This window comes from Candidatus Liberibacter brunswickensis, assembly GCF_036858155.1.
GTDB lineage: Bacteria > Pseudomonadota > Alphaproteobacteria > Rhizobiales > Rhizobiaceae > Liberibacter > Liberibacter brunswickensis.
Genome location: NZ_JAAEJX010000002.1, coordinates 1 through 15748, shown reverse-complemented (window position 1 = coordinate 15748; position 15748 = coordinate 1). Strand labels below are relative to the sequence as shown.

The window sequence follows — 15748 nt, the reverse complement described above, 5'->3', positions numbered from 1 at the left end:
AATTATCAGTTTAGTTGTAATTAGGATATAGCGTATTAATCTTTTTCAGAAAAATATTTTTATGGAGATAATAGGAAATGGTTGAAGATCTTGAAAGTAATGTTGCTAAGATAGTTCAAGAGGGAAAAGGTATCCTTGCTGCAGATGAGTCTAATGCTACGATACAAAAACGTTTTAATGTAATCAATTTGGAGTCTACAGAAAATTCTAGGCGTGATTACCGAGAAATGTTGTTTCGTGCAAAAGATGCTATGCAGTATATTTCTAGTATTCTTCTTTATGAAGAAACGCTTTATCAGCATGCTCAGGATGGTACATCATTTGTAGACCTTATTTCTTCTTCTGATGTATTAGTCGGTATTAAAGTTGATCGTGGATTAAAATCTTATCCTTTATATCCAAAAGAATATATTACTATTGGTTTAGATGATCTAGATGTGAGATTACAAAAATATAAAGATTCTGGAGCTCGTGTTGCTAAATGGCGAGTTGTTCTGTCTATTTCCGATGTATTACCAAGTATAGCTGTCGTTAAAGCTAATATGCACATACTAGCTCGTTATGCCGCTCTTTGTCAGAGTTTTGGAATTGTTCCTATAGTTGAGCCTGAAGTTCTTATGGACGGAGATCATACAATGGAACGTTGTGCTGAAGTTACAGAATTTGTACTACGTACATTATTTAATGAATTATATACCATGAGAGTTTGTTTTGAAGGTTTATTATTAAAGTCTAATATGATCCTTCCGGGGAAAGATGCTATTCAAGTATCAGATGAAGAGATTGCAACTAACAACATACGAATATTTAAACGTGTAGTTCCATGTGCTGTTCAAGGTATAGCATTCCTTTCTGGGGGACAATCTGAACAAGATGCTACCGCGCGTTTATCGGCGATGAATGCTATCGGTAATCATCCTTGGAAATTAAGTTTTTCCTATGGTCGTGCTTTACAGGAATCTGCACTACGTACATGGAACGGGAAAAAAGAAAATGTAGTTATTGCTCAAAGTATTTTATCTCATCGAGCTCGCATGAATAGTTTGGCAACAAAAGGGTGTTGGCAAAAATATCTAGAAAATAATAATTGTAAATAATTTTGGAAAAATAATAAAAAGCTATTTTAAAATCATAGAAAGTGGTTTTGTATTGCATAACGATCCTTTTGATCGGTTTCGTCTATTACAATTTTTATTATAAAGGGTTGGTAATATTTACTTTATTTTAGCATTGGCGGATTTAGGAAATTTTAGATAAGGATTAATCTATGTCTAATCGCATTTCGGGTTCAATTAGTTTTATGAATAGAACTGTTTCGTCTATTCGATTAAAAGTTCTTTACAAAGAATGTATTAATCTTATAGAAGAGACTTCTTCTTATTTTGATCAAGAAGGAAAATTATCGTCAAAGTCGTTACCTCCTATGGTTTTAAATTTATATACTTCCGAATCAGTCCTTTTAACAACGCGTTTAATGCAAATGGTCTCTTGGTTATTATTACAGCGTGCTTTGGAAGATAATGATATAAATTTCGAGCAGTTCATTTCAGAGAAAAATAAAATTAAATTTGATTATTCTCATTTAGATTATACTTCTTCCGAATGGAATGATCTTCCATGTTTTTTTAGAAGTCTTGTAGAACGCTCTTTACAACTTCAAAAGAGAATAGTTTTATTGGATCAAGAAATTTATAATACGGATCTAAATGATCCATCTTTTCATCGATCAAATCATGTTCAAACACAAATTAAATTATTAGAAGCTTGTTTTGAAAATTTTTAAGTATGGCATTGATACCTTAATTTATATGCTGTCGTTTTTATTTATTTTAATATTTATTATGGATAACTTTAATTGGAAATTATTATTTTTTACCGTAATATAGGAGTATAATTTATCTATCCTATGTTTATAGTATTAAATGATCCAACTTTAATAGATTAATCTTTTAAATATGGATAATTGAAAATTTTTAAATGTTTTTCTGATAGAATATATATTTTTATTTTATGGAAGATTATTATGTTTTTTAAAAAATTTCTTTATTTTTGATATGCCCTTATTGTATTATTGTTCGTACTACTTTAATAAAGATGTGTGTATTTTATAAGCGCCCGTAGCTCAGCTGGATAGAGTACCAGACTACGAATCTGGGGGTCAGGAGTTCGAATCTCTTCGGGTGCGCCATTTTTTTGATTTTTATTTTTTGTAATTTAATAGAATTTTTCTACTATCATACAGTATGTTTTTGATATGATTTCTCTGCTATGTTTAAATGCCTTTTTAGAAATTAATTTATCTATCTTTTTCTGGAAAATAAATAATTTTAGTATTTATAAATTAGTATTACGAATATTGTTTTTCTTTTATTTTTTGCCTTCTAATATCTGTAGAGCTTATTATATGATGTCTATTATGAATAAATAACCAAGAAGGCGGAATTGTTTTGCATAAGAGATGACTTAGTGTTTCATCTATACGAGCATGTTCAAAGGTTTTTGCCATTGGTGATGATGTATAGTTGAATGTTCCATCAAATCTATCAATGATTGCTATAGGTACTGTAAGAACAATTTTTCTCCAATTATGCCATTGATGAAAGCTTTTTATATTATCTGCTCCCATAATCCATACAAAATTAACTGATTTATTATGTTTTTTAACTTCAAGTATTGTATGAAAAGTTTCTTTTTGATTGAAATGTTTTTCAAAAGCAGTAATACGGATACGTGGATTTTTGATCAATGACTTGCTCAAACCAATTCTTTTTTCCAAAGAAAAAGATAAATTATAACTTTTTACAGGATTGTATGGATTAATTATCCACCATAATTGATCTAAATTGAGTTTTTTGATAGCGATATTAGCTATTTCTGTATGTCCATAGTGTGGAGGATTAAAACTTCCACCAAATAAACCTATTTTCATGCCATTTTCTACTTTTGGCATTCTCATAATTTCTTGTAAAGATTTAGATCGTTGCATTATTCTGACTATAATTTTACATGTTTATCAAGTATAAAAAATATTTTTATTAGAAAAATTATTTCTTATTCTTAAACAAGTAAGTAATATACAATTTAAATTTTTTTTTTGGTAAAGTTTTCGGTTGTTAGGATAATTATTCTTTAGAATTTATTTTCTCCCCTTATAGATACAATTTTATCATATAGGAATTCTAATATTTCTTGTATTCCATGTCCTGTAACAGATGAAAACTCAAATGGTACTTGCCCACATTTATTAGCGAGTTCATTCTTTTTCCTATCAAGAGTTTCTCTATCTACTGTATCTATTTGAGAAAGACCTACTATTTCTATTTTGTTATGTAATTGGCTATTATAAGCGTATAATTCATCTGAGATACACTGATATGCTTCCTGTAAATTATCTTCAAGTACAGAGATTATATGTAACAAAATATAAGTACGTTCAGTATGTTTTAGAAATCTATCTCCAATTCCTGCGCCTTGATGGGCATTTTTAATAATACCAGGAATATCAGCTAATATGAATTCATCGTATCCTGCTTTTACCATTCCCAAGTTAGGATATAGAGTTGTGAATGGATAATTAGCAATTTTAGGCTTTGCTCTTGTTACCGAAGCTAAAAAAGTAGATTTTCCTGCATTAGGAAGGCCAATAATACCAACATCAGCAATCAACTTTAATTTAAGCCAAATAATCTTTTCATGTCCAGGCATGCCAGGATTAGCATAATAAGGAGCTTGATTAGTAGAAGATTTAAAATGAAGATTACCGAAGCCTCCATTACCACCAGGTGCTATTAGAATACTTTGTCCTTCTTGATTGAGATCACAAATGATACTCACTCCATCTTCTTCAAATACCTGTGTTCCAACAGGGACGACGAGAACGACATCGGATCCTTTTGCTCCACTGCGGTTTCTTTTCATTCCTTTTTCGCCATTTTTAGCTTTAAAATGTTGCTGATAGCGAAAATCTATTAAAGTATTAAGATTATTAACGGCTTTAATCCAAACGTTTCCACCATTTCCACCATTTCCACCATCTGGTCCGCCAAACTCAATAAATTTTTCTCGACGGAAAGAAACGCCCCCAGCTCCTCCGTCTCCAGATCTAATATAAACTTTTGCTTCGTCTAGAAATTTCATTAAATTACGCTAGAATTAAAAAAAATATTATTTAATAATTCAGAAATATTTTTTTTTAAAGATATTTTCATATTAATATAAACGGTACCTTTCATTCTTGTTGATGATAATCAACATCTTGAAAAAACAAGTTCAAAAAATAGCAAAAAGGTTTTTCTTTTTGTAATATAGAATGTTTATGGAAAAAATCATTAAAGTAAAAGTAGAAAAATAATTTAAATTATCTAACATTTTCTATCTGCTTAATTACAGATACACGCGGCCTTCCTTTTGCAATAGTCTTAAACTGCACATTCCCATCAACAAGTGCAAAAATAGTATGATCTTTCCCCATACCTACATTAGCTCCTGGGTGATAACGTGTTCCACGTTGACGTACAATTATATTGCCCGCTACTACGTATTCTCCACCGAATTTTTTTACCCCAAGCCTTCGTCCTGCAGAATCTCTTCCATTTTGAGTTGATCCACCAGATTTTTTATGTGCCATTGCATTTCCCTATATAATTTAATATTTTAAAATAGCGTATTTCCATTAAAAATACCAGTAATTTTCACGACTGTCATCTCCTGACGATGACCGTGAGTTCTTCTATAATTCTGTCTACGGCGTTTTTTGAAAACAATTACCTTCTTTGTTCGAAATTGTTTTATAACCTCTGCTTCAACGTAAGCTCCTTCTAAGCGAGTAGTTCCCATCGAAAAGTCTTCTTTCTCTCCAATTGCTAGAACATTATCAAATCGTACACGTTCACCGTCTTTAGCGATAATTTTTTCTACTGTAATAGTTTCATTAGAAGATACAATACTCTGTTTTCCCCCATGTTCTATAACTGCTAACATAATGCATTTCCTTTCATAGGCAAATAAAACTGATTATATAACAATTATTGCATTATCATAGTTAACAAATACTAGAAAAGACTAAATTATCCGTTGAAGTAAAGCAATAATCATGACATTCTATTTTTATAATTTGCCAGTTTATACTAATATATTAGCTAATCAAACCTGCGTTCTATGTCAAGAAAAGGATGATGTTAAAGGTGTATTTGCGTACTTAATAGTAATTTTATAGTTACATTATGGAGAGATGGCAGAGTGGTTGAATGTACCGCACTCGAAATGCGGAGTACCTTAATGGTATCGGGGGTTCGAATCCCCCTCTCTCCGCCACTTATTTTAATAATAATTTAGTTTTTTCAAGTACTACTAGTGATATTAATAAAAGTTATTCAAGTTAGGTTGACGATATATTGAAAAATATAAGCTTTGAAATGATATATTTTCAATATGCTATTATATTTATATCTTTTTAGATTAATTTAAATGTCAACTAATCCATAATATTTATCCTTGTAGTCTTTGAATAATAGCTTAGATATATATTGTGTAATATTAATTATATCCTCAATAAAAGTGACTTTTGATTCAATGATGTGAACTATTTTTTTTGAAGATTAGACCCTTGGAAAAGTATAAAATACCTCTATATTAAGATTATTGTGGGGTCCTATTGGAAATGAGTCTAAGAGATATTATCTCTGAGATAAATATTTTCATTATCAAGTCATAATTATTATTGTCTGGAATAAATATAATTCACCACATTCAATAATTGTTACGGGTTTCTAAGATTAGTAACATATGTTGAAATTAAATAAAAATTATGCATATATAGTAAAAATGATTTTTTTATTGTGTTGTGAAGATTATTTTTTGATCTTGAAATTTATATAAGTTAGATGGGAAGGATCTTATGTATAATTTACTTGAATATATAGTTAATCCTGTTTTCAATATAATTTACAATAAAAACAAATTAATATCGTATAAAATTACAGCTATCATATTTGCTCATGTTCTTTTGACGTTATCATCTTATGTTGCCATACCGATTATTCCTGTGCCAGTTACTATGCAGACATTCTCTGTAACTCTTATAGGGGCTATTTATGGCTGGAGACTTGGTGGAATAACAATCATATCATGGTTAATTGAAGGTATTATAGGTTTTCCTGTCTTTGCTTTAGGTAATAGCGGTTTTTATTACTTTATTGGTTCAACCTCAGGATATCTAGTTTCTTTTCCAATTGCTGCTATGCTAGTTGGATGGTTAGTAGAGCTTGGATGGAGTAAAAGATTATTTACTTCTTTCGTTTGCATGTTAATTGGTAATTTTGTTATTATTGTGTTCGGAGTAGCATATCTTTCTACTTTTGTTGGTTATAAGCATGCTTTAGTTGTAGGTGCCGTGCCTTTCATATTAGGTAGTATTATTAAGTCTGCTTTAGCAGCAGTAACGTTAAAACTTATTAAGGCTTAGAAAAAAATATCACATAATTTTAGATTATATATTGTTGTCGGAATTTTTGTTATTTAAATCTCTTTCCGACAACAATTTATTAGTGAATTTATATCGTATTTACGAACGTATTAGTGGAATAGATTATATCTATTGTCTAAAAGTTTTATATTAAGATTTATTAGGATATCTAAATTCATAGTGGTATATTGTTATCCTATTCAATAAAAATATTTCTATTGCTAACAATAGTATTAATTTAAAAAATTATTTATTTACTTATATTATTTAACGAACCAAATGATTACTTTCCAAGGGAATCAAAAAAATCTTTCATTCTTGCAAAAAAACCTGTAGACTGAGGGTTGTTATCTTTTGAAGATATGCGATCGAATTCTTCTAATAGTTCACGTTGGTGCTTATTCAATTTTTGCGGTGTTTCTACTTGAACCTGAACGTATAGATCTCCTTTTCGACTAGAATTTACTACTGGCATTCCCTTTCCTTTTAGGCGAAACTGCTTACCTGTTTGAGTGCCTTCAGGGATGGAAACACGAGAGTGTGTAGCATCTAATGTTGCTACGTCAAAAGTACCTCCCATTGTAGCAGTAATGATTGAAATAGGGACTGTGCAAAACAGATCAGCTCCATCTCTTTTAAAAAATTGATGTTTGTTTACTGATATAAAAATATACAAATCCCCTGGACTTCCGCCACAAATACCTGCCTCACCTTTACCAGATAGCCTAATTCTTGTTCCATCATCCACACCTTTAGGAATGCTAACAGATAAATTTTTATCTTCCGAAATACGACCTTGACCATGACATTTATAGCAAGGATGTGAAATAATTTGTCCAGATCCTTGACAGGTAACACAAGCGCGTTCAATAGAAAAAAAGTTTTGAGCTGTTGTATAAACTCTTCCAGATCCATCACAAACATTACAATTAATTGGATTAGTTCCTGGTTTAGCTCCAGATCCAGAACAATTACTACATTTAATAACAGTAGGAAGACGAATTTCTACTGTTTTTCCAGAAAATGCTTCTTCAAGAGATATTTCTAAATTATAACGAAGGTCTGCACCAGGTTTTCCTGTAGATGAGCTACGCTTTTGATTGCGTCCAGAGCCCATCATTCCACCGAAAATATCTTCGAAAATTTCGGAAAAAACGCTACTTCCGTGCATCCCAGCTCCAAATCCTCCAGTTCCGTAAGATTGCTCTCCATATTCAAGAGCTTCATGACCGCCTTGGTCATAAAGGGCACGTTTTTTAGGATCTGAAAGCACTTGATAAGCTTCACTTACTTGTCTGAACTTTTCTTTCGCATCAGGACTATCCTGATTCCGATCAGGATGATATTTCTTCGCTAGATTTCGGAACGCAGCCTTAAGTTCTTTATCAGTAGCATTGTGATCTACACCCAGTACTTGATAGAAATCAGCTTTTTTCATGCTAATTTATCCTCCTATGATGGAAAAATCCGGTCGTTTGAAGCAACCGGATTTCATCCTATAATATTGCCTGATATTAAGAAATACTAAGTTTTTTTATTGTGATTTTTATCATCTTTAATTTCTTCATAATCAGCATCTACTATATCGTCTTTTTCATCTTTTCCTTGGTGACTATTGTCTTTTTCTTCTGCTGTCGCAGAATCTTTTTTCGCTTGTGCTTCATAAATAGCTTTCCCAAGATTCATAGATACTTCCATAAGCTTTTGAGTAGCTTCTTTGATCTTTGATTCTTCTGAATCTGCATTATTAAGAAGTGATTGTAGCGAATCAATTGATTCTTTAATAGATTTTTGATCATCTTCAGATATTTTATCACCGTGTTCTTTTAAAGATTGCTCAGTTGAGTATATCAAACTTTCTGCTTGATTTCTTGTTTCAACAGTTTCACGACGTTTTTTATCCATCTCTGCATTGATCTCTGCATCTTTGATCATCTTGTCGATATCTTCAGAAGACAAACCACCAGAAGCTTGGATGCTAACTTGTTGTTCTTTTCCTGTTCCTTTATCTTTCGCAGATACTTGAACTATTCCATTAGCATCAATATCAAAAGTCACTTCTATTTGTGGAATTCCTTTAGGAGCAGGAGGGATGCCTACAAGATCAAATGTAGCTAATAATTTATTATCAGCAAACATCTTCCTTTCTCCTTGGCAAATACGGATGCTAACCGCGGATTGATTATCAGCGGCTGTTGAAAATACTTGGGATTTTGTAGTTGGAATTGTACTATTACGTTCAATAATAGGGGTAAATATTCCTCCTAAAGTCTCAATGCCAAGTGAAAGAGGAGTTACATCCAATAGGAGGACGTCTTTCACGTCTCCCTGAAGAACTCCTGCTTGTATCGCTGCTCCCATTGCCACAACTTCATCTGGATTAACTCCTTTACTAGGAGTCTTTTTGAAGAAATCTTGAACAGATTGCTGAATTTTTGGCATACGTGTCATGCCGCCAACTAATACAACCTCATCAATGTCGTTAGTGGATAATCCTGCATCATCCATACATTTTTGACATGGTCCAATAGTCTTTTGGATCAGGTGATCTACTAAACGTTCAAATTGAGAACGAGTTAGTTTCATATTGAGATGCTGTGCACCAGAGCTATTTGCAGAAATGAAAGGAAGATTAATTTCTGTTTGTTGTGCTGATGATAATTCGACTTTTGCTTTTTCTGCAGCTTCTTTTAAGCGTTGTAGTGCAAGAGTGTCTTTCTTTAAATCTATGCCATTTTCTTTTTTAAATGTATCACAAATGTGTTCTACAAGACATGAATCAAAGTCTTCTCCGCCAAGAAATGTATCTCCATTTGTTGCCTTTACCTCAAATACACCATCTCCCATCTCTAAAAGAGATACGTCGAAAGTTCCGCCACCAAAATCAAAAACTATGACTACTTTACCATCCTTTTTATCTAGTCCATATGCAAGTGCTGCTGCTGTAGGTTCGTTAATAATACGCAATACATCAAGTCCAGCTATACGACCTGCATCTTTAGTAGCTTGTCGTTGAGCATCATTAAAGTATGCAGGTACAGTAATAACAGCTTTGCTAACTTTTTCTCCGAGAAAACTTTCAGCTGTTTCTTTCATTTTTTGCAAAACAATCGCTGATATTTGAGAAGGGGAATACGGTTTTTCATGAGCTTCAATCCAAGCATCTCCGCCTTTTCCTTCAACAATTTTAAATGGTACTAAGGATGCATCTTTTGCTACAGTAGGATCATCAAAACGTCTTCCTATAAGACGTTTTGCTGCGAATATAGTATTTCTAGGATTGGTAACAGCCTGACGTTTTGCAGGTTGTCCTACGAGTCTTTCTCCTTCATCTGTAAATGCTACCATAGAAGGAGTAGTGCGAGTTCCTTCAGAATTTTCAATTACTCGAACATTTTTTCCATCCATAATAGCAACACACGAATTAGTTGTTCCGAGGTCGATACCTATGACTTTTGACATGGTTCTTTTCTCCTTTAAGCAAGCTGTTTTGGACCCCTTCAAGAGCATTCCATTGACAGCTCCTAATAAAAATAACGTTTTAACGATCACAATATAAATGCGACTACTCAATTACATATAAGTAGGTATTGTCATAACTACAAGGAGTAGTTTGCATAAGAATTCATTAAAAGATTATATAATCAAAAAATTTTCATATTTATTGAAGGGATAAAATGCTATTTTGAGATAAATGTAGATTTTGGTAGTTATAATTTCAAAAAAGGATAATAATCATATTATGATAGATGTACGTGTTCATAAAGAGGATATTTCTGTAGAATGTATGGAAAGATATGATGGTGCTATTGCAGTTGATACAGAGACTCTTGGTTTAATTATTCGTCGAGATCGTCTTTGTACTGTACAACTGTCTTCAGGAGATGGAACTGTTGATATTATTCAGATATCCGCTGGACAAAAAAGAGCTCCCAATCTCGTAAAAATGCTTACAGATAAAAAAAGAGAAAAAATTTTTCATTATGGTCGTTTTGATATTGCCGTATTGCACTATACTTTTGGTGTAGTAGTAAAACCAGTTTTTTGCACTAAAATTGCTTCACGATTGACGAGAACATATACAAACCATCACGGGCTTAAAGATAATTTAAAAGAATTACTGGGAATAGATATATCGAAAGAACAACAGTCTTCTGATTGGAGTGCAGATAATTTATCTGATGAACAGCTTCAGTATGCTGCTTCTGATGTAGTTTATTTGCATAAATTGCGTGAGAAATTTATAGGAAAACTTCAGCGTTTAGGACGTCTGGATTTAGCTAATTCTTGTTGTGATTTTTTAATTAATATAGTCAAATTAGACTTACTAGGATGGGAGAATACTGATATTTTTTCACACTAATCACGTTAACAAAACTTATATTTATACCACTTTAATAGCATATAAATAAAATATTTATTTTTTCGACGAAATAATACTTACGCATATAAAAAACCCCTGTATTATAGGGGAAAAGTTGTTTTGGAGCGGGCGAAGGGATTCGAACCCTCGGCCACAACCTTGGCAAGGTTGTGCTCTACCCCTGAGCTACACCCGCTAACAATCATTTCTTACTAAATAAATAACACCGAGAATATATATTGCCTAAAAAATACTTGGAAGCAATAGAAAAATAATAATTTTCAATATTTTCAAATAATCAACAGTATGGTGATTTTTTCAAGATAACAAAAACACATCTTATCATAAGAAATATTAATTGCTATCAAAAATAACATTATAACTTAACAATAATTTTCCTAGATATATTTTTTATAATTTATGGCATATTAGTTTCTTTTAAATCCAATGCTATGCGTAATTTTCTTAGTGATTCTGTTTGTGTAATAAGATCATTTATTATGTTACGTACTACTTGATTCCCTTCAGGATTATTATCTCCGATCATTTGATCGTAGTACTCAAAATTCTCTGCACGATTTTTTAGAACGTAAAAATCCCTTATTGTATTAGAAAACTTATGTTGTATTTCATTATCTAAATTTTTGTTACTATAATTTATTAGATCACGTAATGATGGTCCATTAATTTTTTCTCCATTTATGCGAATATATTCTCCTGTATAACTGGAAATTATACCGATAACATTATTTAAATAAGATGAATGTGTATTATCTGAAAAACCATCAATTTCTTGCTCAGGATCATGTAGTATAAGACTTAGATTCATACGTTCTCCTGCTAATTCATTATAAGATAGATGTGTCATGCCAGTGATAATAGAATTTAATCCTGCATCTGTATCTTGCATTAAATTTTTAGTAGCTTCCCCATTAGATTCCCAAGCTTTCATCATCTCTTCTAAATCTGATATAAGTATCTTTGAGGCATATTTAAGATATTCTATTCGTCTTTTACAATGGTTACCTGTACAATTTTTTATATCAAAATCGGTATATGGTCTTGTTCCTGATTCGCGAGATTTTGTTTGTAAATCTTGTCCCCATAAAAGGAATTCTATCACATGATAACCAGTGGTAATATTTGTATCTATACCATTTGCTCTATTTAATTTTCGAAGTAAATCAATGGAAATAACTGATGTGTCGATTTCTTGACCTTTCACTAAAATTTTTGAATTAGCTATTATATTAGCAGTATAAAGGTTATTATCCTCGTTTTCTTTTCCATATGAACTATCAACATAATCTATAAATCCTTCATCAAGAGGCCAAGAATTAACTTTTTTATCCAATATATCGATTATCTTACTTCCAAATCTATATACTTCAGATTGTTGATATGGGATTCTTGCCTTGATCCATTGAAGGCGTGCTTTTTGAAGGTTTTTTTTGCTAGGATTAGAAATAAGGTCTTCAATAGCACTATCTAATATACGGGCACATAAAACAGAATCTTCAAATTTAGCATGTGCAATATTAGCATAGTGCTGCAATACATCTAATTGATTAACTTTTGCCGAAATACTTAATACTTGTGATGGAATCGTTGTTAATACAGTAATAATACTTGATATAAAATACATAAGTAATTTTTTTTTCATTATTTTTCCAATGGAGATCATATAAATTGATTATATTATTGCTAATTCACAAGCATCATATTCTACATGGCATGTGCATACATTGTGTTTATATTTTTAGATGATTGGAAATTTCTATAATTATAACAATGGTAATATATTTTCCATACTTTAGTTATTTTTATTGATATTACCATGGAATTAGAAGTTTATTCTCGAAGAGATTTTATTGTTATTTTGTGATAATATTGTATTTTTTTATTCAAGGATTGCGTTTTAATCTACAAAAGAAAAAACCATCTGTATCTGTCAAAAAAGGAGTTAGAATACAACAACCTTTTTCAATAAAAAGTGATGGATGATTTTTACTCTTATAGAGTTGGTTCCAGTCTTCAATGATAGAGCTCATTCTAAAATGGACGTTATTTGATAGGAAATAATCTATTTGCTGAATATTTTCTTCGGGAAGAATAGAGCAAGTAATATATACAAGATAACCACCAGGTCTTACGAATTTTGATGCTTCTTGCAGAATTTTTTTCTGTTTTTCCAGTATTTCTAGAAGTTTTTTTTGTGATAATCTCCATTTTATATCTGGACGTCTTCGCCATGTTCCTGTTCCGGAACATGGCGCATCAACTAAAACTGTTGTAAAATGTTCTTGTAGATTATTCAATGATTCCCAATTACTATGTAACTGCACGTTGTGGGCACCAGCACGTTTAATTCTACCTACAATAGGTGCTATCCTATCTTTGTTTTTGTCCCATGCATGAATTTGCCCTTTATTGTTTAATAACATTGATAATGCTAGTGTCTTTCCTCCGCTTCCAGCACAAAAATCTAAAATCTGTGAACTGTTCGTGGTAGCTGTTAAATTTGAAACAATTTGTGATCCTTCGTCTTGTATTTCAAACCATCCTCTCTGGAATGCAATTTCATTTGTAATATTAGGGAAGCGTGATTGTGCTTTTGTTGCGGGTATTCTCAGGCCGAATTTAGATATATGAGAATATTGTAGTTTATGATGGCAAAGATTTTTAAATAACTTTTGGCGGGTAACTTTAAGTGTATTGGTTCGTAAATCTAAGGGGGGGCGCATAGATAAAGATTTCGCTTCTTGTAGCCAACTATCTGTGAAATATGACTGAATAGACGATTGTAACCACTGTGGAATATCTCCTTGAATATATAAAGGAGCTTTTTCTAATTTACGATATTTAAAGGATTTAGCGATTAATTCTTCTGAAAAATTAGGAGAAAAACGATCTTCTTTCAATAGGGCAAACATTTTTTCTAATGGGATTCCCCAGTCTTTAACTATCACTGCGTATACCAAATAATCAAGATTATCGTCATCCATTATATATGAGCTAGAAAGATATTTTCTTAGAACATCATGGACAATATTGCTAATTGATATACGATCGCTAGATCCAGCAAAACGATGAGATATGCCCCAATCTTTTAAGGAGTTTAAGATTGGTTTTTTATGAATCTTAATCTCTTTTATAATTTCAATAGATGCTGCAATTTGTCCACCTAAACGCATACAATATATCCTTTTTAGAGAGAATTATAATTTTACAGAACATAAAATGAAATTCGTTATAATATTTGGTAAAATGGCACTAAAAAACACACATTATGCGTAATATTAAAAGAAAAGAAAATGATATTTAAAAAATAAATAGTATTTAGTAGTAAAAATTTTTTCAAATTAGAAAGGATTGTTCAGGTTATGAACCCTTTAATAAAATTTGCAGATAATTCGCTATCTTTAGATGTTAATGAGCGTAAAGATTGGATAGTAGTATTGCCATTAGGGGCATATGAACAACATGGTCAACACTTGCCGATGGAAACAGATATCATTATTGCAAAAGGATTGGTAGATCGTATAAGAAGTATTCTTCCTTCTAGTCTTCCTGTGACATTTATGTCAGTAGAGCCAATTGGTTATTCAATTGAACACATGTATGCTGATGGAACTAGGACTCTCAACTATAATGAAGCCATAGAACGATGGTTAGGGATTATAAATGAAATACAGAAAACAGGAATACGTAAAATTATAATATTAAATGCACATGGTGGAAATTCACCTCTTATATCTATTGTTTCTACAGAGGCTCGAATTCGTTTTTCAGTGTTAGTAGTAACTACTAGTTGGTCGAAATTTACTATTCCTCATAATATTATTGCTTCTCCAGAAATTGAAATTGGGATACACGGTGGAGAAATAGAAACTAGTATTATGTTATATCTTGCTCCTCATTTGGTAAAAATGGATTTAGCAAAAAATTTTCCCTCTAGACAATCTGAATTCCTACGTGATTTTACATATTTGCGTGCGTATGGATCACATAGTTTTGGATGGAGCATGCAAGATTTAAATTCTGAAGGAGTCGTCGGTAATGCTATAGAAGCTACGTGTAAAAAAGGAGAGTGTTTGTTATCTTATTTTGCGACTTGTTTTATCAAGCTTCTCAAAGATGTAAGTGCTTTTGATGTCAATATATTTGATAGGAAAGTTAAAAAATGATATTTTTATATACGTTATGCTTACTGTTAAATTATGAAAAAAATTTTATAATTTACAAGGAGTTTAAATATTGAATATCATCAACTTCTTTTTTAAAATGTATTAATGATTTATATTTGTAAATATATAAATCAACTTACCACATTGTAGTTTAAGATTGGAATTACAAGTATTTAATTAATACTAGTGGGATTAATTATTCTAAATAAATAAAAACTTGTTTTTTGATTCAATGAAAAATAGTTCTCCACAACTATTGTTTATAGGGCAAATAATTTTTGTGGTTAAATGATTTTTTTCTAAATTATCGAAAATAATATATAGACGTTTTTATGTCTTCTGCCCTTGTTCTTTTTAAGAAAAGATCACTGATATATTATTGTCAATGTTATTTTCCAAGTTTTGTTATTATGATCAAAAAAAATCATTTTTGTCTTGTTTTATAAAATTATTGTAATTACGTGAATGTAATATAAAAGATGAATGATTTTTCAGTTACTTACAAACACTCCAGTATATCTCATTATAATAATACATGTAATTGGATAACCGTCGCTAAATATTAAGTTAATATTGTATTATAGCCTCTAACTGTATGATTTAACGTCATTTTATCACCCCCGACCCTTACCTTTTTTATTGGGTTCGGGCTTATTAGATTCTATAGCTTCAGAAATAAGCCTTGAAGTTTTGATTCCTAAACGTACTCTATCAGCTCCTCGAGTATATCTTTCG

At 31.3% G+C, this 15748-nt stretch carries 13 protein-coding genes and 3 tRNA genes; 7 read left to right on the top strand and 9 right to left on the bottom strand.

Going from position 1 to position 15748, the window contains the following annotated elements; translation table 11 throughout:
- The first annotated feature begins 77 nt into the window (after nucleotides 1-77).
- From GY664_RS00575 to GY664_RS00565, 3 genes are all read left to right on the top strand, one after another.
- The gene (locus GY664_RS00575; protein ID WP_333947519.1) at nucleotides 78-1097 is read left to right on the top strand and encodes a class I fructose-bisphosphate aldolase; all 1020 of its coding nucleotides are present in this window, start codon (nucleotides 78-80) and stop codon (nucleotides 1095-1097) included.
- Between the two features lie 170 nt (nucleotides 1098-1267).
- Nucleotides 1268-1783, top strand: a complete 516-nt coding sequence (locus tag GY664_RS00570) for a DUF1465 family protein (RefSeq protein ID WP_333947518.1) — start codon at nucleotides 1268-1270, stop codon at nucleotides 1781-1783.
- A gap of 328 nt (nucleotides 1784-2111) precedes the next feature.
- A tRNA-Arg gene (locus GY664_RS00565) sits at nucleotides 2112-2188 on the top strand.
- A 159-nt stretch (nucleotides 2189-2347) separates the two neighbouring features.
- Here GY664_RS00565 and GY664_RS00560 read toward each other — a convergent pair.
- The 4 genes from GY664_RS00560 to rplU all read right to left on the bottom strand — a co-directional run bounded on the left by GY664_RS00560 (nucleotide 2348) and on the right by rplU (nucleotide 4980).
- Complete coding sequence (locus GY664_RS00560) at nucleotides 2348-2986, bottom strand: nicotinate-nucleotide adenylyltransferase (protein WP_333947517.1); 639 nt, start codon at nucleotides 2984-2986, stop codon at nucleotides 2348-2350.
- A 143-nt stretch (nucleotides 2987-3129) separates the two neighbouring features.
- Nucleotides 3130-4137 (bottom strand): GTPase ObgE, encoded by a 1008-nt coding sequence (gene obgE, locus GY664_RS00555; RefSeq protein ID WP_333947516.1) that lies wholly within the window; start codon nucleotides 4135-4137, stop codon nucleotides 3130-3132.
- A 220-nt stretch (nucleotides 4138-4357) separates the two neighbouring features.
- Nucleotides 4358-4627 carry a 50S ribosomal protein L27 gene (gene rpmA / locus GY664_RS00550; RefSeq protein ID WP_333947515.1) on the bottom strand — a complete coding sequence of 90 codons (270 nt, stop codon included), beginning with the start codon at nucleotides 4625-4627 and terminating at the stop codon, nucleotides 4358-4360.
- A gap of 26 nt (nucleotides 4628-4653) precedes the next feature.
- Nucleotides 4654-4980, bottom strand: a complete 327-nt coding sequence (gene rplU / locus GY664_RS00545) for a 50S ribosomal protein L21 (protein WP_333947514.1) — start codon at nucleotides 4978-4980, stop codon at nucleotides 4654-4656.
- A 244-nt stretch (nucleotides 4981-5224) separates the two neighbouring features.
- Between rplU and GY664_RS00540 the strand changes: the two genes are divergently transcribed.
- Nucleotides 5225-5313, top strand: a tRNA-Ser gene (locus GY664_RS00540).
- A gap of 583 nt (nucleotides 5314-5896) precedes the next feature.
- Nucleotides 5897-6463 carry a biotin transporter BioY gene (locus GY664_RS00535; RefSeq protein WP_333947513.1) on the top strand — a complete coding sequence of 189 codons (567 nt, stop codon included), beginning with the start codon at nucleotides 5897-5899 and terminating at the stop codon, nucleotides 6461-6463.
- Nucleotides 6464-6746: 283 nt separating this feature from the next.
- On the opposite strand, the gene dnaJ is transcribed toward GY664_RS00535, so the two are convergent.
- Both dnaJ and dnaK read right to left on the bottom strand, forming a co-directional pair.
- Entirely contained in the window at nucleotides 6747-7901 is a 1155-nt protein-coding gene (gene dnaJ, locus GY664_RS00530) for a molecular chaperone DnaJ (protein ID WP_333947512.1), read from the bottom strand.
- Between the two features lie 86 nt (nucleotides 7902-7987).
- Complete coding sequence (gene dnaK, locus GY664_RS00525; protein WP_408612114.1) at nucleotides 7988-9925, bottom strand: molecular chaperone DnaK; 1938 nt, start codon at nucleotides 9923-9925, stop codon at nucleotides 7988-7990.
- Between the two features lie 280 nt (nucleotides 9926-10205).
- Between dnaK and GY664_RS00520 the strand changes: the two genes are divergently transcribed.
- Nucleotides 10206-10826, top strand: a complete 621-nt coding sequence (locus GY664_RS00520) for a ribonuclease D (protein ID WP_408612113.1) — start codon at nucleotides 10206-10208, stop codon at nucleotides 10824-10826.
- Nucleotides 10827-10947: 121 nt separating this feature from the next.
- On the opposite strand, the gene GY664_RS00515 is transcribed toward GY664_RS00520, so the two are convergent.
- The 3 genes from GY664_RS00515 to GY664_RS00505 all read right to left on the bottom strand — a co-directional run bounded on the left by GY664_RS00515 (nucleotide 10948) and on the right by GY664_RS00505 (nucleotide 14020).
- Nucleotides 10948-11022: transfer RNA gene (locus tag GY664_RS00515), tRNA-Gly, on the bottom strand.
- Nucleotides 11023-11244: 222 nt separating this feature from the next.
- On the bottom strand, nucleotides 11245-12489 hold the full coding sequence (locus GY664_RS00510) for an imelysin family protein (protein ID WP_333947510.1): 1245 nt from the start codon (nucleotides 12487-12489) through the stop codon (nucleotides 11245-11247).
- A gap of 241 nt (nucleotides 12490-12730) precedes the next feature.
- Nucleotides 12731-14020, bottom strand: coding sequence for an RsmB/NOP family class I SAM-dependent RNA methyltransferase (locus GY664_RS00505; protein ID WP_333947509.1), 1290 nt, complete (start codon nucleotides 14018-14020; stop codon nucleotides 12731-12733).
- A gap of 189 nt (nucleotides 14021-14209) precedes the next feature.
- Between GY664_RS00505 and GY664_RS00500 the strand changes: the two genes are divergently transcribed.
- Nucleotides 14210-15013, top strand: a complete 804-nt coding sequence (locus GY664_RS00500) for a creatininase family protein (protein ID WP_333947508.1) — start codon at nucleotides 14210-14212, stop codon at nucleotides 15011-15013.
- Nucleotides 15014-15748: the final 735 nt, after the last annotated feature.

Excerpts from the sequence above, each read along its gene's own strand:
- GY664_RS00575 (WP_333947519.1), top strand. The coding sequence starts at position 78 with ATGGTTGAAGATCTTGAAAGTAATGTTGCTAAGATAGTTCAAGAGGGA.
- GY664_RS00570 (WP_333947518.1), top strand. The coding sequence starts at position 1,268 with ATGTCTAATCGCATTTCGGGTTCAATTAGTTTTATGAATAGAACTGTT.
- GY664_RS00560 (WP_333947517.1), bottom strand. The coding sequence starts at position 2,986 with ATGCAACGATCTAAATCTTTACAAGAAATTATGAGAATGCCAAAAGTA.
- obgE (WP_333947516.1), bottom strand. The coding sequence starts at position 4,137 with ATGAAATTTCTAGACGAAGCAAAAGTTTATATTAGATCTGGAGACGGA.
- rpmA (WP_333947515.1), bottom strand. The coding sequence starts at position 4,627 with ATGGCACATAAAAAATCTGGTGGATCAACTCAAAATGGAAGAGATTCT.
- rplU (WP_333947514.1), bottom strand. The coding sequence starts at position 4,980 with ATGTTAGCAGTTATAGAACATGGGGGAAAACAGAGTATTGTATCTTCT.
- GY664_RS00535 (WP_333947513.1), top strand. The coding sequence starts at position 5,897 with ATGTATAATTTACTTGAATATATAGTTAATCCTGTTTTCAATATAATT.
- dnaJ (WP_333947512.1), bottom strand. The coding sequence starts at position 7,901 with ATGAAAAAAGCTGATTTCTATCAAGTACTGGGTGTAGATCACAATGCT.
- dnaK (WP_408612114.1), bottom strand. The coding sequence starts at position 9,925 with ATGTCAAAAGTCATAGGTATCGACCTCGGAACAACTAATTCGTGTGTT.
- GY664_RS00520 (WP_408612113.1), top strand. The coding sequence starts at position 10,206 with ATGATAGATGTACGTGTTCATAAAGAGGATATTTCTGTAGAATGTATG.
- GY664_RS00510 (WP_333947510.1), bottom strand. The coding sequence starts at position 12,489 with ATGAAAAAAAAATTACTTATGTATTTTATATCAAGTATTATTACTGTA.
- GY664_RS00505 (WP_333947509.1), bottom strand. The coding sequence starts at position 14,020 with ATGCGTTTAGGTGGACAAATTGCAGCATCTATTGAAATTATAAAAGAG.
- GY664_RS00500 (WP_333947508.1), top strand. The coding sequence starts at position 14,210 with ATGAACCCTTTAATAAAATTTGCAGATAATTCGCTATCTTTAGATGTT.